Below are 20480 nucleotides of genomic sequence, written 5' to 3'. Positions count from 1 at the left end.
GGTCTCCGCGGCGCCCTCGTCCGGGTGCCTGCACGGACAGGTAGAGGCACGCGCCACGATTTCGACATCGCCCACGATGATTTCGCAGAAATCTTTTCGCGGGGCCGGCGACACGACCCCGGCGGTGGTCAGAGCGCCAGCACCGGCCGGGTGGAGAGGGTCTCGTAGCCGTCGTCGCCGTCCGGCCCGTAGACGAACTCGGCCGTGAACGGGTTCCGGTTGGCGGTGGCCAGCGGCAGCCAGCCGAGCAGGGCGCCGTAGCCGCCGCAGGCCGACTCGCCGCCGTCGCCGCCGTGCACGGCCGTGCGGTCGTCGGTCAGCTCGGTGCGGTAGGTGTCGTAGGCGATCCGCAGGCCGAAGGCGTTCGGCCGGTGCTGCGGCCCGTCGGGGTCGTCGTAGGGGATGCGGTCGAGCGGGCAGTCGTCGCCCCAGCGGAACAGGGTGCCGGCCCCGGCGCCGCAGGCGTGCTCCCACTCGTCCGCGGTCGGCAGCCGCAGGCCACGGGCTGCCAGCACGGCGGGCAGCTCGTCGGGCGGGCAGGTCAGGTCCTCGTCCTGAACGGCCGTCAGCACGGTGGCCAGGGTGACGCTCCGGCGCGGGCTGAGCAGCTCGGCCAGGTGCGCCCGCAGGTCGTCACCGCAGCCGAAGCCCGCCTCCATGCTCTCGGTGAAGTCGGCCGCCTGCTCCGGGGACGGCTGCCAGGCGTCGAGGTCGAAGCCGAGGGTCACCGTGCCGCCGGGTATCAGGGCGAACTCCTGCCCGTCCCGCTCGATCCGGACCCGGTGCAGCGGGGCGCCGAGGTGCTCGACGGTCTCGACGGCGGTGAGCCGGCCGCCCACCTGCTCGGCGGCTCCGGCGGCGAGTGCACGGGCGGCCGGCAGGTCGAGGGACCGCCACTGGGCAAGGCTGAGGTCGGCGAGAGACATGGCCCGCAGTGTGCCACGGGGGCCGGACACCGCCCGGGTCAGGGGCGGGCGGCGGCGAGCAGGGCCTCGGCGACCGAGGTCCGGGCGTAGAGCACCGAGCGGCCGGCCCGGTGCGCGCTGACCAGACCGGCGGCGCGCAGCGCGGTGAGGCACTGGGAGACCCCGGCGGGGGAGAGTCCCGTACGGGCGGCCAGCTCGGTGGTGGAGGCGGGGATGTCGAGTTCGGTCAGCAGCAGGGTCCGCGAGCGGCCGAGGACGGTGCCGAGGGCGTCGGTCCCGGTGGCCGGGCGGCGCTCCCAGAGTGCTCCCACGCCCCGGGCCGGGTAGGCCAGTTGAGGCGGCTCCGGCAGGCTGACCCGGGTCAGCGGGCCCGGCGCGGTGAACGCGGAGGGGATCAGCAGCAGCCCGGCGCCCGCCGTGCTCCGGGGCATGGTCCGCCGCCGGTAGGCGAGCCGCAGCGCGCTGTCGTCCCAACTCACCGAAGGGTGCAGGTCGTTGAGGAGCCGGCCGGTGCCGTGCTCGGCCACCTGCCGGGAGCGGTGGAAGACGTCGGCGTCGAGGACGGCCAGGATCCGCGCCCAGTACGGGGCGAGCGCCAGCTCCCAGTAGCTCTCGACCTCCTCCGCGAGCCGGGCCAGGCCGGCCGGGGGATCCGCGTACAGGCTCCGCGAGCGCGGCCCGAGACCGCCTTGCTCCGCCCGCAGCCGGTCGAGGTCCCGGCGCACCCGGGCGGCGGGGGCGGCCAGCACCGCGGTCAACTCCTGGGCCAGCGTGGGGGCGGGGCCGGTGGGCGCCGGGTTGAGGAAGTCGGGTACGTAGCCGTGGCGCGGGACCAGCTCGGCCAACCAGCCCCGGTCCAGGCCCGCCGTCGCCAGCCGGGGCCGCACCTGTTCGGCCCAGGTCCGGTGCACCGGGTGCGCGGTGCCGGAGCGCAGCGACCGGTAGCTGGTGCCGACCTCCCACATCGGCGAGACGGCGAACCGTACCCGGGCCAGGTCGCCCGCCGAGAACGCCAGCTCCGCCACGTGACACTCCCGAGGATTCAGGTAGGGGTGAATGAATGGCCGTCAGCGTACAAGTCCGTGAGCATGCCGACATGACCTTGGAGACGATCACCGCAGCGGGTACCTGGAAGTCCGGCGATCTGGAGCTGACCCGGATCGGGTACGGGGCGATGCAACTGGCGGGCCCGGGGGTGTGGGGGCCGCCGCCCGACCGGGACGGGGCCCTGGCCGTCCTGCGGGCCGTGGTGGCGGCGGGGATCACCCACCTCGACACCAGCGACTACTACGGCCCGTACGTGGTCAACGAGTTGATCCGGGAGGCGCTGCACCCCTATCCGGCGCGGCTGCGGATCGTGACCAAGGTCGGCGCCCGCCGTACGGCCGACCGGGCCTGGCCGGCCGCCGTGTCGGCGGAGGAGCTGGTCCGGGCCGTGCACGACAACCTGGAGCGCCTGGACCTGCCGGTGCTGGACCTGGTCAACCTGCGGATGACCGGCACCCGGGCCGCCGCCGACCTGGCGGGGCCGTTCCGGGTGCTCGCCGAGCTGCGCGACCAGGGTCTGATCCGGCACCTGGGGGTGAGCAACGTCAGCGCCGAGCAGGTCCGGGCGGCCCAGGGGATCGCCCCGGTGAGCACCGTGCAGAACCACTACAACGTGGCCTCCCGGGCGGACGACGCGCTGGTCGACCGGTGCGCCGAACAGGGCATCGCCTACGTGCCGTTCTGTCCGCTGGGCGGCCTCCGCCCGGTCCAGGCCGAGGCGTTGGACGCGGTCGCCCGCGAACTGGGCAGCACGGCCCGCCAGGTGGCGCTGGCCTGGCTGCTGCACCGCTCGCCGGGCATCCTGCTGATCCCCGGCACCTCCTCGATCGCCCACCTGCACGAGAACATCGCGGCCGCCGCCGTCACCCTGCCGGAATCGGCCCTGCGTGTGCTCGACGCGATCGGCGGCGGGTGACCGTGAATGATATTGTCCATGTCAACTTCTGAGTGTCCATGTCAAGGTGGGGGATATGCGCATTTCTCTTCCGGTCCGTCGTTCGGTCTCCACGGTGGTGGCAAGCGCCGTCGTCCTCGGGGCGAGTCTGCTCGGCGCGTCCAGTGCTCACGCGGACACCAGGTACACCTGGAGCATCAACGACAAGACGATCCAGTTCGCGAACGGACTGTGTCTCGACATCACGGGTGCCGTCTACTCGGTCGGCACCCAGCTCGAACAGTGGGACTGCAACGGCAACGCCGCGCAGCGGTTCAACCTGGTCTGGACCGGCGACCTCGGTGGCCACTACCAGGTCCAGTCGGCCCAGAGCCCCGGGCTCTGCCTCAACGACTGGGAGGGGAACCACCGCAGTGGCGACACCATCCGGCTGTACTACTGCGGCACCACCAACCCCGACAGCGCCTGGGACCTGTTCGAGACCCCCAGGGGATTCGTGCTCGAGGACCACCGGAACTCCGGGCAGGGCGCCAACTCGCTCGCCCTGAACATGGCCGGCGGCGACGGCCGGGGCTACAAGGGCATCCTCTACCCGTACATCGCGTACGTGAGCAACGAGATGTTCGGCCTCATCAACAACTGACGCCGCGTCGGGCCGGTCAGCGTTCGGAGAGTTCGGACGGGGCCTCCTGGACCACCCAGCCGTTGCCGTCCGGGTCCTCGAAGGTCATGAAGGAGTTCCAGGTCTCGCCCTTGCCGTCCTCCCAGCCGGTGGCGCCGATGTGGCGGATCGGGGAGACGTCCACGCCCCGGTCCACCAGGGCCGCGCGGGCGGCCTCGATGTCGGTGACGCAGAGCTGGAGGCCCTGGAGGGTGCCGGGGGCCATGGCCTTCGTACCCGGGGCGGCGGGCATTCCCTGGAGCATCGCGATCGAACAGCGGGAGCCGGGCGGGGTCAGCTGGATGATGCGCACGCCCGGCGCGACCTCGTCGTCCAGGTCGACCCCGAAGCCGGCCCGGTCGGCGTAGAACTCCTTCGCCCGGTCCAGGTCGGTGACCGGGACCGGGATGACTTCGAGTGTCCAGTTCACGGAGAGTTCCCCTCGGAGCGCGCGGGCGGATCGGATCGGGTCCACGGTCGCTCAGCCGGCGGGGCCGTGCACGGCGAAACGCCGGGCCGGGCCGGGGCGATCGCGTCAGGTCCCGGTCGGCTCCGGCGGGTCGGCCCGGTCCCGGCGTCGGACGGCGATCAGGACCGCGCCGACCGCTGCCAGCACGGCGGTGGCGACGGCGGGCAGCCACGGCAGCGACGGGGGCGAGTCCTCGGCGGCGAGGGCGCGCTCGCCGGCGGGCAGCAGGCCGAGGTCGTCGGCGCAGACCAGCGGTGCGGCGTCGTCGCCCCGGTAGGCGCAGACGACGCTGGCGGAGTGCAGCGCGGTGTCCCCGGTGGCGCCGAGGTCCGCCGCGACCTGCAGCGACCTGGCGGTGCGGGGTCCGAGGGTGACGTCCCGCCAGATCGCCGCGCCGGTCGGGGTGACGGTCTCGGAGGAGCCCCCGGCCGGGCGGGCCCCGGCGGGCAGCACCTGTTCGATCCGGAGGCCGGTGACCGGCCGGTCGCCGTGGTTGTGCAGGGTGACGGTCCAGGTGACCCGCTCTCCGGCATGGGCCCGGTCCTGGCCGTCGTCGAGCGAGATCGACAGCTCGGGCCGGGGGGTCGGGCCGTCCTCGGCCCGGGCCGGTGCGGCGGCGCTGGCGAGGACCACGGCCAGTGCGGTGGCGGGGAACAGGAGTGCGGAGGGTCGGACCATGCGGGCGGCTCCACGGGTCGGGCTGGTGGGGTGGCGACCATCGGATCACCCGCCGGGCCGCAGCGGGCCGGAGCGGTGCGGCCCGACGGGCGGAGTCCACCCGCACAGCGCAGCAGACCCGACCGGACCCACGGTCCAGTGGTTCCGACCCGCACCGGCAGGTACTGACGGACCGTCACACTGCTCCGTTCGTGTGATCAGCATTCGATGGTCACGGTGCGCCCCACCGGTGCGGCCGCGCCGCGCCGTTAGCGTCGGCCTGCCCGTGGCGCGGATGAGCGCCGTCGGTGCAGCGCCTCACCAGGTCCGCGCAGGTCAGCACCCGAAAGGCAGTCCATGCAGATCAGACGGGCGTCCGCCGTCGCCGGTTCGCTGCTGGCGGTGGCCGCACTGCTGGCCGCCGCCCCCGCTCCTGCGGCCGAGCGGGTGTCGGCGGTCAGGGGAGCCGGCACCCAGCGGCCGATCGGTCCTGACCCGGCCTTCACGGTGCTGACCCACGGCAACCTCACCATGGCGTCCAACTCGGTGCTGGCCTGCGACGACAGCCAGGGTGACGACTGCAACGACAACAGCTACAACAACGGCCGCACCAAGTGGGTGAAGAGCGACCCGGCCGCGCCCGGCAACACCGCGTCCGCCGCCACCCTCACCATCCCGGCCGGCTCCACCGTCCGGTCCGCCCGGCTGTACTGGCAGCTCAACCCGGACGGCACCAGCGTCACCTCCACCTCGGGCGACGCGGGCAAGGCCGACCAGGTCGAGCTGAAGGTGCCCGGTGCGAGCGGCTACCAGCGGCTCACCGCCGACACCTACGACTGGTTCGACCAGCAGACCGGCGGCACCCCGCCCAAGCCGATCACGGCACACGCCGGGGTGAAGGACGTCACCGCGCTGGTGCAGGCGGCCGGCGGCGGCTCGTACACGGTCGCCGACCTCCAGGCCTGCCAGGGACGTTCCTCCACCGCCGACTTCGGCGGTCAGAACGTCGGCTGCTGGGGCGGTTGGTCGCTGGTGGTCGCGTACGAGAACCCGGCCGAGCCGCTGCGCTACCTCCAGGTCTGGGACGGCTACCAGCTGGTCCGCCCGCCCAACCCGACCGCCACGCTCACCCTGACCGGCATCCGTACCCCCGCCGGGCGGGCGCCCGCCGCCACCATGGGTGTCGGCGTCGGTGACGGCGACACCCCGATCGCGGGCGACTCGCTGGAGGTCGGTGCGGACGTCGGCTCGCTGCAGAAGCTGCTGATGCCGACCCCGAGCGGCACGGTGGTCGGCGACAACGCGTTCACCGGCCGGATCGACCGGGTCGCCGCCGACGGCACCGGTACGAACCTGACGGACCGTGACCCCAGCCCGGTGAACAACCTCGGCTACGACGCCCGCATGATCGACGTCACCGGCAAGATCCCGGCGGGCAGCAGCCAGGCGGTGCTGCGGATCACCGGCGAGGGCGACGCCCTGCACCCGCAGTTCGTCTGGCTGGCGCTGGAGGCGGTCGAGCCGGACCTGCAGATCGTCAAGGCCAACACCCCGCCGGGCCGCACGGACGACAACCCGCCCGGCAACGTCGAGGCGGGCGGCGAGATCACCTACACCTTCACCCTCACCAACGCCCGCAAGGACGGCACCAGCAACGACCTGGACACCGCGACCGCCGTCACGCTGACCGACACCCTGCCGACCGGCACCGCCTTCGTGGCGGGCTCCAACCCGGCCTGCTCGGCGGCCGGCCAGGTGGTCACCTGTACGGCCGCCGACCTGGCCGCCGGGGCCTCGGCCACCCTCGCCTTCCGGGCCGTGGTGGACCCCTCGACCGCCGTCGGGACCAAGCTGGACGACACCGCCCGGCTGTCCTTCGCGGGGCAGCAGACCGGCCGGACCCAGCAGCGCACCAGCAACACCGTGCGCAACACGGTGCTCGCCGCCCCGGCCTACCGGATCGTCAAGACCGCCGACCGGACCGTGGCCGGGCCCGGCGACCGGGTCGGCTACCGGCTGGAGATCACCAACACCGGTACGGTGCCGATCGGTTCACTGGAGGTCAGGGACGACCTCGTCGGGCTGCTGGACGACGCCTCGTTCAACAGCGACGAGACCGCCGGTACCGGCCACGCCGGCTACCGTCCCACCGTCCTCAGCTGGACCGGGGACCTGGCTCCCGGGCAGCAGGCGGTGGTGACCTACAGCGTCACCGTGTACACCGGCGGCACCGGGAACCACAACCTGCGCAACACCGTCACGGCGGACCGGACCGGCGGCAACTGCCTCCCGGGCAGCACCGATCCGGCCTGCGTGGTGGTGGTCCCGGTGATCGAACCCAGCCCGACGCCGAGCCCGGCCCCCAGCCCCGACCCGAGCCCGACCACCGACCCGACGCCTTCGCCCAGCCCCACCGCCACGCCCGACGGCGGCCGGGACGGGCACCTGCCCGACACCGGTGCGACCACCCTGCTCGGCACCCTGTTCGCGGTGGCCGGTCTAGGGCTCGGCGTCCTGTTCGTGGTCGCCTCGCGCCGTCGGCGGCACTGACACCGTCACCCGATGCGCTGGTGCAGCAGGTGGTACAGGGCGTCGGCCAGATCGGCGTAGTGGTCGGCGTCCTGGGCCGCGAAGTGCAGGTCGATCAGCGGTTCCGCGCCGGTGGTCACGATCGCCACGGTGAGGTGGTCGACCAGCTGGTCCAGGGTGCCGCGCCGGGGCACCTGGTCGTCCGGCACGGGTTCCGCGGTGATCTCGGGGTTCACCCGGAGGACCAGGCGCAGGGCGTCCGGGTCGCGCCCGGCCTCCTCGGCGTGCTGCCTGACGGTGCGCCACATCCGCGCGACCGGCGGGACCGGCAGCGGGCCGGCCAGCCAGCCGTCGGCGCGCCGTCCGACCCGGGCCAGGGCGGCGTCGCCGAAGCCGCCCAGCAGCAGCGGCGGCCGGGGACGCTGGACCGGCTTGGGCAGCATCACGGACTCCGGCACGGTCCACAGCGGTCCGTTGTGGCGGACGGTGCCGGTGTCGGCCCAGACCCGTTCCAGGATGTCCAGGGTCTCCTCCAGCCGGGCACCCCGCCCCTGCCAGGGCACCCCGGCGGCCAGGTACTCGTCGGCGGACCAGCCCAGGCCGAGCCCGACGTCCAGCCGGCCCGCGCTGACCAGGTCGATCGCGGTCAGCGCGCGGGCCAGCACCACCGGCGGCTGCCAGAAGGCGTTCAGCGTGCTGCTGCCCAGCCGGACCCGCTCGGTCGCGCCGGCGGCCACGGTCAGCGTGGTCAGCGGGTCCAGGAAGACCTGGTGCTCGGCCGGGAACGTCCCGTCACCACCCGGGTAGGGGGTGATCGGGGCGACCGGGGTGAGCAGCCGGTCGCCGACCCAGAGGCTGTGGTAGCCGATCTCCTCGGCGACGGCGGAGACCTGCGCGGAGAGCCTCGGGTCGGCGAAACGGCCGTACTGCGGAACGGCGAGTCCCAGGTGCATGGTGGTACCGGTCTTCTCTCGGTGCGGGTACGTCCGGTCCACCGTCCCAGCGGGCGATCGTCGTTCGATGAACAACCGCTCAACACGGGAAGACGCGGCCGGCGGTCACCGACCGGGTCAGCGCGCCGGGGGGCCGTCGAAGCTGGCGAAGTACGCGGCGGCCATGTCCTCCTCGCCGTGGCCCTGGGCGGCGGCGCGGCCGAACCGGTCGGCGCCGGCGGCGGCCAGGTCGAGGCGGACGCCGTGCTCCCGCCCGGCCTCGACGATCAGGCGGGCGTCCTTGGCGGCGGTGGTGACCGTGAAGGAGGCGGGGGAGAGCCGGTCCTCCAGGACCAGGGCGGCTTTGGCCCGCAGGTAGCCCAGGTCGAGCGGGCCGCCCGCGACGAGGTCGAAGAAATCCTGCGGGTCCACGCCGAGGCCCTTGGCGAGCGCCAGTAGCTCGCCGGTCGCGACGGTGGCCGCGAGCACCCAGCTGTTGGCGACCAGCTTGAGGCGGGTGGCGCTGCCGTCCGCACCGTCCTCGCCGGTCCACAGGGTGCGGGCGCCGACCGCGTCGAGCACCGGTGTCACGGCCGCCCGGGCCTCGGACGGTCCGGCGGCGAGGACGGTCAACTGCCCGGCCTCGGCCGGTTCGCGGGTGCCGAGCACGGGTGCGTCGAAGAAGCGCAGCCGGTACTGCCGGGCGAGGTCGGCCAGTTCGCCGACGTCCGTGATCCCGACGGTCGTCGACTGCACCCAGGCCGTCCCGGGGCGCAGCGCGGGTGCCGCGGCCCGGAGGGCGTCGAGCACGGCGGGGCCGTCGAGCAGCATGGTGAGCACGACGTCCGCGTCCCGGACGGCGTCGGCGGGGGTGTCGGCGATCAGGGCGCCGTCGGCGGCCAGCGGTTCGGCCCTGGCCCGGGTGCGGTTCCAGGCGTGCACGGTGTGTCCGGACCGGAGCAGGTTGCGGGCCATCGCGGCCCCCATGATCCCGGTGCCGAGGACACCGACGGTGAGGCTGTCTTTCATGATCGGCTCCTGCCCGCTGCCGACCGGTCCATGCCTGCGGGTGTCGGTCGTCACACGGAAGGGTTTCGAACGCGCGGACGGGCTCCGACCTGCGCCGCAGTTGACGGGGGCGGGTCGGCGCGGGGAGGGAGGAGTGATCAGGCAGACTCGGGGGAAGCAGATCACCACCGAGAGGATCACGCATGATCACTTTGAAGAAGGAAGACGGCCCGGCGGATCTCGACGGGGTGACCCACCTGTCCATCGGCGTCTCCTGGGACCCGACGGTCGGCAGCAGCGGCGGCCTGATCGGCAAGCTCCGGCAGAAGGCCGGCACCGACCTCGACCTGATCGCCATCGCGATGCAGGGCGCGGAGCCGGTCCGGCTGGCCGGGCTGGACTCCCTGGACCCGCTGGGCAACGGTGGGTTGATACACAGTGGGGACAACCAGACCGGTCACGGTGACGGCGACGACGAGACGGTCACCGTCGACTTCTCGCGGGTCCCGGAGAACATCACCTCCATCGTGTTCATCGCCGCCGCGTACAAGAAGCGCAGCGCGTTCCAGAACGCCCGCAACATCAGCTTCAAGGTGTACGACGCGACCGGCGGCAGCAGCCAGCAGGTCGCCGACATCTGGCCCAGCATGCTCACCAACGACAACGGCTGCGCCGTGGCCAAGGCGATGCGGGTCGGCGGGAGCTGGAAGCTGCAGGTGATCAACGAGACCGGCAAGATCAAGCAGGGGGACGAGAAGGACCTGATGCGGTTCGCGGTGAGCAAGTAGCCCGGACGGCCGACCGGTCGGACCCGGCGGGGTGCTGCCCACCCCGCCGGGCGGGGCCTATCGCCCCGACGCCGCAGGGGACTTGCCCGCCGCGCCGGGGCGGGCGACGCCGTCCACCGACGTGCAGATGCCGAAGACCCGGTCGTGACCGGTCCAACCGTTCACCCGGCCGCGGTTGTTGCTGATCTGCACCCGCCGCCTGGCCGGGTCCAGGGCGGACACCAGATGCAGGTACACCGTCCCGGCGACCCGGGCGAGGACGATGTCGCCGGTCTCCAGCTTCGACGGGTCGACCGGCGCGACCACCACCTGCTGCCGACTGCGGATCAGCGGGACCATCGAGGATCCGGTCGGCCGGAACTCCACGGTCGCCCCGCCCGCCACCCTGCCTGCCACCCCGTCCAGCATGCCCATCCGCCGATCTTGGCAGACCCGGGTGACCCGCCGCTCGGATTATCGGGGCAGGGCCGCCGACGTGGTGTCAGCTCAGTTGGGCGCGGCTGCGCCGTACCGGGCTGAGCTGGTAATTCGTTGCCGGGGTGCGGTGGCGCCTGCCAGACTCCGGGCCATGTCAGTTCGATACCCGCGCCCCCTGCGCCCCCGTGACCGTGTCGGCATCACCTCTCCGTCCAGCGGAGTGGCGAAGGAGCTGCGCGGGCGGCTCGACGTGGCGATCCGTGAGGTGGAGGCGCGCGGGTACGAGGTGGTGGTCGGCCGCTGCATGGACGGGACCGGTCACGTGAGCGCGCCCGCGGCCGATCGCGCGAACGAGCTGATGGCGATGCTGACCGATCCCGGCATCGCGGCCGTGGTGCCGCCGTGGGGCGGGGAGACGGCGATCGACCTGCTGCCGCTGCTGGACTGGGACCGCCTGCGGGACGCGGAGCCGACCTGGTTGGTGGGCTACTCCGACCTGTCGACCGTCATGACGCCGCTGACCCTCCTCACCGGCATCGCGACCGTGCACGGCACCAACCTGATGGACACGCCCTACCGGGTACCCGAAGGGCTCGCCTCCTGGCTGGACATCACCGCGGCGCCGACCGGGCACCGGTTCACCCAGACCCCGCCGGAACGCCACCGCAGCTCGGGCTGGGACGACTTCGCGGCCGACCCGGAGGTGCGCGAGCTCTCGCTGGACGCCGTCGGCCGGTGGACCAGGCTGGACGGTGACGGCGACGTGGAGATCGAGGGCCGCCTGATCGGGGGCTGCGTCGAGACGCTGTGCAACCTGGCCGGGACGCCCTACGGCGACACCACGGCGTTCGCCCGCGAGCACGCGCCGGAGGGGCTGCTGGTCTATGTCGAGGCCGGGGAGGACAACGCCTACACGATCTGCCGGAACCTGCACGGCATGAGGCTGGCGGGCTTCTTCGACCGGGCGAACGCGATCCTGGTCGGCCGGACCTCCGCGCCCGACGGCCGGTCACTGACGCAGCACCAGGCCGTGCTGGACGCGCTCGGCGTGCTGGGTGTCCCGATCATCGCCGACGTCGAGTGCGGGCACGTCCCGCCGTTCCTGCCGATCGTCAACGGAGCGCGCGGCCGGGTCGTGCACACCGCGACCCGCAGCGAGCTCACCCAGACGCTGGACTGACCGGGACGGCCCGCCCCGCGCAGGGGGCGGGCCGACGGGTGGACGGTGGGTCAGGCCCCGGTCCTCTTCCTGACGGATCGTCGGGTGGTGCCGAGGAGTCCCGAGGGCTAGCCGAGATCGGTGGTCAGCGCTGTCAACAGCGGGACCAGGAACCGGCGTTCGAGCCGACCCGGCGGCAGTCGGTCCGGTTCGACGTAGCTCTGGGCCAGGCCGCCCTCGCGGATGGCGATGAGCAGGCGGGCCAGTTCGTCGGCGTCCACGGTGAGGGCGCGGCCGGCCCGGGTGAGCTGTTCGCGCAGGCCGCGGGCGATCTCGGCGCGCAGCCGGGCGTCGTGCTCGGCGAGGGCCCGGGCGGCGTGGGGGTTGCGGATGGCGTGCAGGGTGAACTCGGTGCTGACGAGGTACCAGTCGCGCTCGGCCGGCTCGATGTCGGAGAGCGCGTCGGCGACGTCCTGGAGGGTGAACTCCTCGGCGGTGGCGGCGTCGATCAACTCGGCGATCCGGCTGACGATCCGTGCGCTGTGGTCGTCGAAGAGCGCCAGGAACAGTTCGTCCTTGCTGCCGAAGTTGGAGTAGAACGCCCCTCGGGTGTAGCCGGCCGCCTCGCAGATCTGCTCGATCGTGGAGGCGTGGAACCCGTGCGCCGCGAAGGTCGCCAGCGCGGCCCGCAGCAGGGCGGCGCGGGTGCGGGGGCGGCGCTTGGTCACACCCTTGGGCATCGGGACTCCTTCATCATCGGCCTTCACCCTAGCTTCCGGATCGGAGACGGATCCCATCGGATGCATGGACGTATCCGATACATCTCCGTATCTTTTGGGTGTCCGCACCGTCGCCGACCCCTGGAGCCCGCCATGAGCACCCCGCCCTCCGACCTGGCCGCGGCCGGCCTGGTCCAGGCCGGTGTCACCCTGCCGATGCCGCCGACCTTCGACACGGTGGAGGCCGAGCGCCGGTACCGCAAGGAGCAACTCGCGGCCGGCTTCCGGCTGTTCGGCAAGTTCGGCTTCTCCGAAGGGGTCGCCGGGCACATCACCGTCCGCGACCCGGAGCACCCGGCGCAGTTCTGGGTGAACCCCTTCGGCATGGCCTTCAGCCAGATCAGGGCCTCCGACCTGATCCTGGTCGACCACGACGGCGCGGTGCTGCACGGCGATCGGCCGGTGAACCGGGCCGCCTTCGTCATCCACTCCCAGGTGCACGCCGCCCGCCCGGACGCGGTGGCCGCCGCCCACTCGCACTCGCTGCATGGCAAGGCGTTCTCCAGCCTGGGCATCCCGCTGGCCCCGATCACCCAGGACGCCTGCGCCTTCTTCGAGGACCACGCCGTCTACAGCGACTACCGGGGCGTGGTCAACGAGACCGAGGAGGGCAAGCGGATCGCCGCCGCGCTCGGCAGCCACAAGGCCGTGATCCTGCAGAACCACGGGCTGCTCACGGTCGGGCAGTCGGTGGCCGAGGCGGTCTGGTGGTTCGTCACCATGGAACGCTCCTGCCAGGCCCAGCTGCTGGCGATGGCCGCCGGGGAGCCCCGGCTGATCGACCAGGAGACCGCGCTGACCACCCGGGGCCAGATCGGGAGCCACCTGGCAGGCTGGTTCCAGGCCCGGCCGCTGTGGGACCAGATCGTCGCGTCGGACCCGGACCTGTTCGACTGACCTGCCTCCGTTCTCCCCGTTCCGAAGGAACCGCTGTGACCAGAAGCTCGGACCGGCCGCATCCGCATCCGAGGCTGCGGATCGCGGTGCTCGGCGCCGGCAGCATCGGCTGCCACCTGGGCGGCCGGCTCGCCGCCACCGCCGACGTCACCCTGATCGGGCGACCCAACGCGATGGCGGAGATCGAGAAGCACGGACTGACCCTGACCGGGCCCGGCAGCGAACGGCGCGAACTCCGCGACCTGCGGCTCGCCACCGACGCGAGTGCGGCGGCCGGCGCCGACTACGTACTGGTCACCGTGAAGTCCACCGACACCGTCGCCGCCGCCCGGGAGCTGGCCCCGCACCTCGGGCCGGCCACGGTGGTGGTCAGCTTCCAGAACGGTCTGCACAACCCGGAGTTGCTGCGTGCCGAACTCGCCGAACTCACCGGACTCGCCGGGCACCGGGTGCTGGCGGGCATGGTCCCGTACAACGTGCTGCGCACCGGACCCGCCGCGTTCCACCAGGGCAGCGGCGGGTCGTTGACGCTGGACGACTCGCCGGGGGCTGTCCCGCTGGCCGCCGTCGCCCGGAGCGCCGGGCTGCGGCTGACGCTGCGTCACGACATGGCCGCCGTCCAGGCGGCGAAGCTGCTGATGAACCTGAACAACGCGCTCAACGCGCTCTCCGGTCTGCCTCTGCGCGACCAGCTCGGACAGCGCGCGTACCGCAGCTGCCTCGCGCTCTGCCAGCAGGAGGCGCTGGCCGCGTTCGACGCCGAGGGTATCGGGGTGGCCCGGCTCGGCGCCATCCCGCCCCGGCGGATGCCCGGGCTGCTCCGGCTGCCCGACGGTCTCTTCCGCCGGCTCGCCCGCGCCGGCCTCCGGATCGACGCCCAGGCCCGCTCCTCGATGTGGGAGGACCTCCGACGCGGACGCCCCACCGAGGTCGGCACCCTCCAGGGCGAGGTCGTCGCCCTCGCCGGACGCCACGGCCTCCCGGCCCCGGCCAACGCCCGGCTGATCGAACTGGTCCGCCGGGCCGAAGCCGTCGGCCCCGGCGCGGCCCGCAGCTGGTCCGGGCCGGAGCTGCTCGCGGAACTCACCTGACCCCCTGAGTCGGCGGGCCCGGTCCCACCCGGAGCCGAGGCCGGCGCCGCGCGTCCGCACCGCGACGTACGAAGCGCGACGTGCCGCACCTCAAGCAGGGGCGCAGCACGGTTTCCCGGTTCACGGCGGCCCGCGGTACCGGCGCGCTCCGCGAGCGACCTGGTCGCCCGTGCGGTCCGTGAGCGTGAACAACAACTACACTCGTCCGAAAACCAGCAGGCGCGCCGGCCAGGCCGCTGGCACCACCGAGGGGACGTACGTGGGAACCGATAGCGCCGAGGTCCGCCAGCCCGTGATGGCTGATGTGGCGAAGCTGGCCGGCGTCTCGCACCAGACGGTGTCCCGGGTGCTCAACGGTGCTCCGCACGTGCGGCCCGACACCCGGGAGCGGGTGCTGGCGGCCATTCGCGAGCTGGACTACCGGCCGAACTCGGCGGCCCGAGCGTTGGTCACCAAGCGCTCCCAGACGCTCGGGGTGGTGAGCTTCGACTCGACCCTCTACGGTCCCGCCTCGATGCTGGACGGGATCGAGCAGGCGGCTCGCAGTGCCGGGTACTTCGTGAGCGTTGCGAGCCTGCGCTCGCTGGACAGCCGCTCGGTGCAGGAGGCGGTGGACCGGTTGCGGGACCAGGGCGTGGAGGGTGTGGTGGTGATCGCCCCGCAGATCTCCGCCGTCAGTTCGGTGGCGAGACTGTCCAGTTCGGTGCCGGTGGTGGCGGTCGGGTCGGGGCGGCAGAGCAGGGTGCCGACAGTGTCGGTGGACAACCGGCTCGGTGCCGCGGAGGCCACCCGTCACCTGCTCGACCTCGGGCATGAGACGGTGCACCACGTGGCCGGGCCGGGCGGGTGGCTGGAGAGCCAGGACCGGGAGGGCGGCTGGCGGCAGACGCTGGAGGCGGCCGGGGCCACGGCACCCGAGGTGCGCAGTGGGGACTGGAGTGCCCGCTCCGGCTACCAGGCGGGTCTGCGGCTGGCCGGCGAGTCCGGTGTCAGTGCGGTGTTCTGTGCCAACGACCACATGGCGCTGGGGCTGCTCCGGGCGATGCACGAGGCCGGGCGTGCGGTGCCGGGAGAGGTCTCGGTGGTCGGTTTCGACGACGTCCACGAGGCGGCGTACTTCACTCCGCCGCTCACCACGGTCCGCCAGGACTTCGCCGAACTGGGGCGCCGAGCACTGGAGTTGTTGGTCGACCAGGTCTCCGGGGCGGCGTCCTCGGGTGCCCGTGAGCACGCGCTGATCTCGCCGGAGCTGGTGCTCCGCCGTAGCAGCGGCCCGGCCCGCCGCCGCTGACCCCGGCCGCGCTCCTCGCCTGAACAGGCCCCGATCGGCTTGCGCCGCTGACCTGTTCGAGTTCGTCAGGCCCATGCCCTCCCGGTGCCCTGCCATCGGCAGGCGCGCGGCCGGTCAAGATTGGGTAACGCCCGAGTTACCTCTTGTCGCAGCCAATTGTTAGCGTTAACAATTCCCTCAGCAGGGCGCGGTGCTCGCCACCCCGTCCCAGCGCCCCCACCCGAGAGGAACCCGAACATGTCAAAGAGAGCTGCGGTGGCCCTGGTCGCCACCGCGATGGCCGTCGCCCTCACCGCCTGCGGCTCCGGCGGCGGTTCGAAGGACGCGGCCGGTGGCGGTGGCTCCGGCAAGCTCACCGTCGGCTTCTCCCAGGTCGGCGCCGAGAGCAACTGGCGGACCGCCAACACCAAGTCGGTCCAGGACGCCGCGAAGAAGGCCGGGATCACGCTCAAGTTCTCCGACGCGCAGCAGAAGCAGGAGAACCAGATCAAGGCGATCCGCTCGTTCATCCAGCAGAAGGTGGACGTGATCGCCTTCTCGCCGGTGGTCGAGTCCGGCTGGGACACCGTCCTGAAGGAGGCCAAGGACGCCAAGATCCCGGTGGTGCTCACCGACCGCGCGGTGGACTCCAAGGACGAGTCGCTCTACGCCACCTTCCTCGGCTCGGACTTCGTCGAGGAAGGCAAGAAGGCCGGCGACTGGCTGGTCAAGGAGTACCAGGGCAAGACCGACCAGGTGAACATCGTCGAGCTCCAGGGCACCACCGGCTCCGCCCCGGCCAACGACCGCAAGTCCGGCTTCGGTGACGTCGTCAAGGCGGACCCCAAGTTCAAGGTGGTCGCCTCGCAGACCGGTGACTTCACCCGCGCCAAGGGCAAGGAGGTCATGCAGGCCTTCCTGAAGTCCCAGCCGAAGATCGACGTGCTCTACGCGCACAACGACGACATGGCCCTCGGGGCGATCCAGGCGATCGAGGAGGCCGGCAAGACGCCCGGCAAGGACATCAAGATCATCTCGGTCGACGGCGTCAAGGACGCCTTCACCGCGATGGCGGCCGGCAAGATCAACGTTGTGGTCGAGTGCAATCCGCTGCTCGGTGACCAGCTGATGGAACTGGTGAAGAAGGTCAAGGCGGGCGAGAGCGTCGAGCGCCGGATCAAGACCGTCGAGGGTGTCTTCACCCAGGACCAGGCGGCCGCCGCGCTGCCCTCCCGCCAGTACTGAGCCACCTCCGGTACCACCGACGCGTGACGTACCGACGCAACGACACAGCCCGGCGTGCGGGCGGCCCTCGGCGGAGGGCCGCCCGCACGTCGGCCAGGAGAGGAGGAGCGGATGCCAGCGCAGCCGGTCCTGGAAGTACGGGGAATCCGCAAGGAGTTCCCGGGCGTGGTGGCACTGGACGGGGTCGACCTCCGGCTCTTTCCCGGAGAGGTGCACGCGCTCATGGGTGAGAACGGCGCGGGTAAGTCGACCTTGATCAAGGTACTCACCGGCGTGTACGAGTCCGACGGCGGCGAGGTCCGCCTCGCCGGGCAGGCGGTCCGGATCGGTGGGCCGCTCCAGGCCCAGCAGGCCGGGATCTCCACGGTCTACCAGGAGGTCAACCTCTGCCCGAACCTGTCGGTGGCGGAGAACATCTTCATCGGCCGTGAGCCGCGCCGCCTCGGTCTGATCCAGTGGGCCGAACTCCGGCGCCGGGCAGCCGAGTCGGTGGCCGCGCTGGACCTGGACATCGACGTCAGCACCCCGCTGTCGGACCACTCGATCGCGGTCCAACAGCTGGTGGCGATCGTCCGTGCGGTGGACGTCGACGCCAAGGTGCTGATCCTGGACGAGCCGACCTCCAGCCTGGACCGCGACGAGGTGCGCCAGCTCTTCACCGTGATGCGCAGGTTGCGTGACCAGGGAGTGGCGATCCTGTTCGTCTCGCACTTCCTGGACCAGATCTACGAGATCTGTGACCGGATGACCGTTCTGCGCGGCGGCCGCCACGAGGGCGAGTACCTCACCAGCGAGCTCAGCCAGGTCGCGCTGGTCTCCCGGATGATCGGCGGCGAGCTGACCGAGCTGGCCGGCGCCGCTCGCACCGAGCCCACCGGCTCCTCCTTCCTGCGCGCCGAGGGCCTGGGCCGCCGGGGCGCGGTGGAGCCGTACGACCTGGCCATCCGGCCGGGCGAAGTGGTCGGACTGGCGGGGCTGTTGGGCTCCGGCCGGACCGAGGCGGCCCGGCTGCTGTTCGGCGCCGACCAGAGTGACCAGGGCACCGTCCGGATCGACGGCGAGCCCGCCGCGCTGCGCAGCCCCCGGGCCGCGATCGACCACGGCATCGCGTTCTGCTCGGAGAACCGCAAGACCGAGGGTCTGGTCGGCGAGTTGACGGTGCGGGAGAACATCGTGCTGGCCCTGCAGGCGGCCCGGGGCTGGACCCGCCCGCTCTCCCGCTCGGCCCAGGACGAGCTCGCGATCCGCTGGATCCGCGCCCTGGACATCCGGCCGAACAACCCCGAGGCGCTGATCCGCAACCTCAGCGGTGGCAACCAGCAGAAGGTACTGCTCGCCCGCTGGCTGATCACCGACCCCAAGCTGCTGATCCTGGACGAGCCGACCCGAGGCATCGACATCGGCGCCAAGACCGAGATCCAGAAGCTGGTGGCCAAGCTGGCCGGTGACGGGATGTCAGTGCTGTTCATCTCCGCCGAACTGGAGGAGGTGCTGCGCCTCAGCCACCGGATCGGCGTGCTGCGCGACCATCGGATGGTCGCCCAGCTGCGCAACGACGGAACGCTCACCCCCGAGCGCATCATGGAGACCATCGCGAGCGGAGCCGCGTTGTGAGCCGAATCGCCCGACACCGCCTGTTCTGGCCCGCCGCGGTGCTGCTCGCACTGCTGCTCGCCAACCTGGCGTTCACCCCGGACTTCCTCGCGGTCCGGCTGAAGGACGGCCACCTCTACGGCAGCCTGATCGACATCCTGCACTTCGGTTCCCCGCTGGTCCTGGTGGCGCTCGGGATGACCCTGGTGATCGCCACCGGCGGGATCGACCTCTCGGTCGGCTCGACCGTCGCGATCGCCGCCGCGCTGGCCTGTCTGCACATCAGTGAGTCACCGGATCCGGGTGGCCTGGGCACCGTGCTGACGGCCGTCGGCATCGCGCTCGGCGTGGCCCTGCTGCTCGGCACCGCCAACGGCCTCCTGGTGGCCAGGGTCGGCGTCCAACCGATCATCGCCACGCTGATCCTGATGGTCGCCGGGCGCGGCGTCGCCCAGCTCATCACGGACGGTCAGATCATCACCATCACCAGCGATCCGTACAAGCTGATCGGCGGCGGCTACTGGCTCACCGTGCCGTTCTCGGTGCCGCTGGCCGGTGCGGTGGTGCTGCTGGCCTCGGCGCTCACCCGGCGCACCGCGCTCGGGCTGCTGCTGGAGTCGGTCGGCGGCAACCCGGTGGCCAGTCGGCTGGTCGGCATCCGGGCGGTGCGGCTGATCGGCCTGGTCTACGTGGTCAGCGCGCTCTGCGCGGCGCTGGCCGGGCTGATGATCAGCTCCAACGTCTCCAGTGCGGACGGCAACAACGCCGGCCTGTGGATCGAGCTGGACGCGATCCTGGCCGTGGTGGTCGGCGGCACCTCGCTGAACGGCGGCCGCTTCTCGCTCGGCGGCACGGTGCTCGGCGCGCTGGTCATCCAGACCCTGTCCACCACCGTCTACACCATCGGCATCCCGCCGGAGACCACCCTGGTCTTCAAGGCAGTCGTGGTGATCATCGTCTGCCTGGTCCAGTCGCCCGCCTTCCGTGCCAAGGCCGCCCGACGGCGCTCCCGCGCCCGGCACGGCGCCCTGCCGGCCGCGCCCGAGAAGCTGGAGGTCGGCGCATGAGTACCGGCACTGTTCTGTCTGCCCTCACCCGGCGTGGCCGGGGCCAACTCCCCATGCTGGTCACCTCGGTGCTGCTGGTGGTGATGTTCGCGGCCGGATCGCTGAACTACCAGGGGTTCTTCTCCGGGCAGGTCCTGCTCAACCTGCTGATCGACAACGGCTTCCTGCTGGTGGTCGCGGTCGGCATGACCTTCGTGATCCTCACCGGCGGCATCGACCTGTCGGTCGGCGCGATGGTCGCCCTGTCCACCATGCTCTCCGCCTGGCTGGTCCAACTGCAGGGCTGGCCGCCGCTGTTGGTGATCCCCTTGGTGCTGGCAACCGGCACCGGAGCGGGGCTGGCGATGGGCTGGGTGATCCAGGCCTTCGAGATCCAGCCGTTCATCGTGACGCTGGCGGGCATGTTCCTGGCCCGCGGCCTGTGCTACACCATCAGCACCGAGTCGATCTCGATCACCGACCCGACGTACACGGCGATGGCCCAGACCCACATCCCGCTGGGGGAGTTGTTCATCTCCCCGAGCGTGCTGATCGCCCTGCTGGTGGTGGCCGCCGGGTTCACCGTGCTGCACCACACCAGATTCGGCCGGAACGTGTACGCGCTCGGTGGCAGTGAGCAGTCCGCGATGCTGATGGGCCTGCCGGCCGGCCGCACCAAGATCGCGGTGTACGGCGTGAGCGGTTTCTGCTCGGCGCTCGGTGGCGTGCTGATGACCTTCTACATGCTCTCCGGCTACGGACTCCACGCGGTGGGGCTGGAGTTGGACGCGATCGCGGCCGTGGTGATCGGCGGCACCCTGCTGAGCGGCGGCTCCGGCTACCTGCTCGGCACCGTGCTCGGAGTCCTGGTGCTCGGCCTGATCCAGACCGTGATCAGCTTCCAGGGCACGCTCAGCTCCTGGTGGACCAGGATCGTGATCGGCGCGCTGCTGTTCGTCTTCATCGTGCTCCAGAGGGTCATGACGGCCCGCCGGCGCCGCTGGTAGCGCCGTACCCAGACCCCGCTCACCGGGCCGTCCACCCCGCTTCGGCCGGCCCGGTCCGCGCGGC

The 20480-nt window shown here is 72.2% G+C and carries 20 protein-coding genes; 12 read left to right on the top strand and 8 right to left on the bottom strand.

What is annotated here, in order from left to right; genetic code table 11:
• Nucleotides 1–128: 128 nt before the first annotated feature.
• Both OHV05_RS01675 and OHV05_RS01670 read right to left on the bottom strand, forming a co-directional pair.
• Nucleotides 129–926 carry a hypothetical protein gene (locus OHV05_RS01675; protein WP_405015949.1) on the bottom strand — a complete coding sequence of 266 codons (798 nt, stop codon included), beginning with the start codon at nucleotides 924–926 and terminating at the stop codon, nucleotides 129–131.
• 38 nt (nucleotides 927–964) lie between these two features.
• Nucleotides 965–1891 carry a DUF5937 family protein gene (locus OHV05_RS01670; protein WP_405021370.1) on the bottom strand — a complete coding sequence of 309 codons (927 nt, stop codon included), beginning with the start codon at nucleotides 1889–1891 and terminating at the stop codon, nucleotides 965–967.
• Nucleotides 1892–2022: 131 nt separating this feature from the next.
• Here OHV05_RS01670 and OHV05_RS01665 point away from each other — a divergent pair, with 131 nt between their 5' ends.
• The gene (locus tag OHV05_RS01665) at nucleotides 2023–2889 is read left to right on the top strand and encodes an oxidoreductase (RefSeq protein ID WP_405015948.1); all 867 of its coding nucleotides are present in this window, start codon (nucleotides 2023–2025) and stop codon (nucleotides 2887–2889) included.
• 55 nt (nucleotides 2890–2944) lie between these two features.
• Nucleotides 2945–3511: an RICIN domain-containing protein gene (locus tag OHV05_RS01660; RefSeq protein WP_405015947.1), complete on the top strand. Its 567-nt coding sequence runs from the start codon at nucleotides 2945–2947 to the stop codon at nucleotides 3509–3511.
• Between the two features lie 16 nt (nucleotides 3512–3527).
• Here OHV05_RS01660 and OHV05_RS01655 read toward each other — a convergent pair whose 3' ends face one another.
• Entirely contained in the window at nucleotides 3528–3959 is a 432-nt protein-coding gene (locus OHV05_RS01655; protein ID WP_405015946.1) for a VOC family protein, read from the bottom strand.
• Between the two features lie 105 nt (nucleotides 3960–4064).
• Nucleotides 4065–4676 carry a hypothetical protein gene (locus OHV05_RS01650; protein ID WP_405015945.1) on the bottom strand — a complete coding sequence of 204 codons (612 nt, stop codon included), beginning with the start codon at nucleotides 4674–4676 and terminating at the stop codon, nucleotides 4065–4067.
• A 336-nt stretch (nucleotides 4677–5012) separates the two neighbouring features.
• On the opposite strand from OHV05_RS01650, the gene OHV05_RS01645 reads away from it, so the two are divergent.
• Nucleotides 5013–7205 (top strand): LPXTG cell wall anchor domain-containing protein, encoded by a 2193-nt coding sequence (locus OHV05_RS01645; RefSeq protein WP_405015944.1) that lies wholly within the window; start codon nucleotides 5013–5015, stop codon nucleotides 7203–7205.
• Between the two features lie 5 nt (nucleotides 7206–7210).
• On the opposite strand, the gene OHV05_RS01640 is transcribed toward OHV05_RS01645, so the two are convergent.
• On the bottom strand, nucleotides 7211–8137 hold the full coding sequence (locus tag OHV05_RS01640) for a TIGR03619 family F420-dependent LLM class oxidoreductase (protein WP_405015943.1): 927 nt from the start codon (nucleotides 8135–8137) through the stop codon (nucleotides 7211–7213).
• A 117-nt stretch (nucleotides 8138–8254) separates the two neighbouring features.
• On the bottom strand, nucleotides 8255–9145 hold the full coding sequence (locus OHV05_RS01635) for an NAD(P)-dependent oxidoreductase (RefSeq protein WP_405015942.1): 891 nt from the start codon (nucleotides 9143–9145) through the stop codon (nucleotides 8255–8257).
• 182 nt (nucleotides 9146–9327) lie between these two features.
• Here OHV05_RS01635 and OHV05_RS01630 point away from each other — a divergent pair, with 182 nt between their 5' ends.
• Complete coding sequence (locus OHV05_RS01630) at nucleotides 9328–9912, top strand: TerD family protein (RefSeq protein WP_184923645.1); 585 nt, start codon at nucleotides 9328–9330, stop codon at nucleotides 9910–9912.
• Nucleotides 9913–9969: 57 nt separating this feature from the next.
• Here the strand turns inward: OHV05_RS01630 and OHV05_RS01625 are convergent, their stop codons facing one another.
• Nucleotides 9970–10326 (bottom strand): S26 family signal peptidase, encoded by a 357-nt coding sequence (locus tag OHV05_RS01625; RefSeq protein WP_405015941.1) that lies wholly within the window; start codon nucleotides 10324–10326, stop codon nucleotides 9970–9972.
• 154 nt (nucleotides 10327–10480) lie between these two features.
• Between OHV05_RS01625 and OHV05_RS01620 the strand changes: the two genes are divergently transcribed.
• Nucleotides 10481–11509, top strand: coding sequence for a S66 peptidase family protein (locus OHV05_RS01620; RefSeq protein ID WP_405015940.1), 1029 nt, complete (start codon nucleotides 10481–10483; stop codon nucleotides 11507–11509).
• A gap of 107 nt (nucleotides 11510–11616) precedes the next feature.
• Here the strand turns inward: OHV05_RS01620 and OHV05_RS01615 are convergent, their stop codons facing one another.
• Entirely contained in the window at nucleotides 11617–12228 is a 612-nt protein-coding gene (locus tag OHV05_RS01615) for a TetR/AcrR family transcriptional regulator (protein WP_405015939.1), read from the bottom strand.
• A 132-nt stretch (nucleotides 12229–12360) separates the two neighbouring features.
• On the opposite strand from OHV05_RS01615, the gene OHV05_RS01610 reads away from it, so the two are divergent.
• From OHV05_RS01610 to yjfF, 7 genes are all read left to right on the top strand, one after another.
• A complete protein-coding gene (locus OHV05_RS01610) occupies nucleotides 12361–13164 on the top strand; it encodes a class II aldolase/adducin family protein (protein WP_405015938.1) in 804 nt (267 codons plus the stop codon).
• Nucleotides 13165–13199: 35 nt separating this feature from the next.
• Nucleotides 13200–14255, top strand: coding sequence for a 2-dehydropantoate 2-reductase (locus tag OHV05_RS01605; protein WP_405015937.1), 1056 nt, complete (start codon nucleotides 13200–13202; stop codon nucleotides 14253–14255).
• Nucleotides 14256–14514: 259 nt separating this feature from the next.
• Nucleotides 14515–15546 carry a LacI family DNA-binding transcriptional regulator gene (locus OHV05_RS01600; RefSeq protein ID WP_405015936.1) on the top strand — a complete coding sequence of 344 codons (1032 nt, stop codon included), beginning with the start codon at nucleotides 14515–14517 and terminating at the stop codon, nucleotides 15544–15546.
• Nucleotides 15547–15783: 237 nt separating this feature from the next.
• Nucleotides 15784–16770: a substrate-binding domain-containing protein gene (locus OHV05_RS01595; protein WP_405015935.1), complete on the top strand. Its 987-nt coding sequence runs from the start codon at nucleotides 15784–15786 to the stop codon at nucleotides 16768–16770.
• A 111-nt stretch (nucleotides 16771–16881) separates the two neighbouring features.
• Nucleotides 16882–18384, top strand: coding sequence for a sugar ABC transporter ATP-binding protein (locus tag OHV05_RS01590; RefSeq protein WP_405015934.1), 1503 nt, complete (start codon nucleotides 16882–16884; stop codon nucleotides 18382–18384).
• The gene (locus tag OHV05_RS01585) at nucleotides 18381–19430 is read left to right on the top strand and encodes an ABC transporter permease (protein ID WP_405015933.1); all 1050 of its coding nucleotides are present in this window, start codon (nucleotides 18381–18383) and stop codon (nucleotides 19428–19430) included. The genes OHV05_RS01590 and OHV05_RS01585 overlap by 4 nt, the downstream gene beginning before the upstream one ends.
• Nucleotides 19427–20416 carry a galactofuranose ABC transporter, permease protein YjfF gene (gene yjfF, locus OHV05_RS01580; RefSeq protein WP_405015932.1) on the top strand — a complete coding sequence of 330 codons (990 nt, stop codon included), beginning with the start codon at nucleotides 19427–19429 and terminating at the stop codon, nucleotides 20414–20416. The genes OHV05_RS01585 and yjfF overlap by 4 nt, the downstream gene beginning before the upstream one ends.
• Nucleotides 20417–20480: the final 64 nt, after the last annotated feature.

Source organism: Kitasatospora sp. NBC_00070, assembly GCF_045041205.1.
GTDB lineage: Bacteria > Actinomycetota > Actinomycetes > Streptomycetales > Streptomycetaceae > Kitasatospora.
The sequence above is the reverse complement of the archived record's forward strand: the minus strand, read 5'-3'. Positions and strand labels throughout refer to the sequence as shown.

Bases quoted from the DNA above. Each gene is read 5' to 3' on its own strand.
- OHV05_RS01675 (WP_405015949.1), bottom strand. From the start codon at position 926: ATGTCTCTCGCCGACCTCAGCCTTGCCCAGTGGCGGTCCCTCGACCTG.
- OHV05_RS01670 (WP_405021370.1), bottom strand. From the start codon at position 1,891: ATGTGGGAGGTCGGCACCAGCTACCGGTCGCTGCGCTCCGGCACCGCG.
- OHV05_RS01665 (WP_405015948.1), top strand. From the start codon at position 2,023: ATGACCTTGGAGACGATCACCGCAGCGGGTACCTGGAAGTCCGGCGAT.
- OHV05_RS01660 (WP_405015947.1), top strand. From the start codon at position 2,945: ATGCGCATTTCTCTTCCGGTCCGTCGTTCGGTCTCCACGGTGGTGGCA.
- OHV05_RS01650 (WP_405015945.1), bottom strand. From the start codon at position 4,676: ATGGTCCGACCCTCCGCACTCCTGTTCCCCGCCACCGCACTGGCCGTG.
- OHV05_RS01645 (WP_405015944.1), top strand. From the start codon at position 5,013: ATGCAGATCAGACGGGCGTCCGCCGTCGCCGGTTCGCTGCTGGCGGTG.
- OHV05_RS01640 (WP_405015943.1), bottom strand. From the start codon at position 8,137: ATGCACCTGGGACTCGCCGTTCCGCAGTACGGCCGTTTCGCCGACCCG.
- OHV05_RS01635 (WP_405015942.1), bottom strand. From the start codon at position 9,145: ATGAAAGACAGCCTCACCGTCGGTGTCCTCGGCACCGGGATCATGGGG.
- OHV05_RS01630 (WP_184923645.1), top strand. From the start codon at position 9,328: ATGATCACTTTGAAGAAGGAAGACGGCCCGGCGGATCTCGACGGGGTG.
- OHV05_RS01625 (WP_405015941.1), bottom strand. From the start codon at position 10,326: ATGGGCATGCTGGACGGGGTGGCAGGCAGGGTGGCGGGCGGGGCGACC.
- OHV05_RS01620 (WP_405015940.1), top strand. From the start codon at position 10,481: ATGTCAGTTCGATACCCGCGCCCCCTGCGCCCCCGTGACCGTGTCGGC.
- OHV05_RS01615 (WP_405015939.1), bottom strand. From the start codon at position 12,228: ATGCCCAAGGGTGTGACCAAGCGCCGCCCCCGCACCCGCGCCGCCCTG.
- OHV05_RS01610 (WP_405015938.1), top strand. From the start codon at position 12,361: ATGAGCACCCCGCCCTCCGACCTGGCCGCGGCCGGCCTGGTCCAGGCC.
- OHV05_RS01595 (WP_405015935.1), top strand. From the start codon at position 15,784: ATGTCAAAGAGAGCTGCGGTGGCCCTGGTCGCCACCGCGATGGCCGTC.
- OHV05_RS01590 (WP_405015934.1), top strand. From the start codon at position 16,882: ATGCCAGCGCAGCCGGTCCTGGAAGTACGGGGAATCCGCAAGGAGTTC.
- yjfF (WP_405015932.1), top strand. From the start codon at position 19,427: ATGAGTACCGGCACTGTTCTGTCTGCCCTCACCCGGCGTGGCCGGGGC.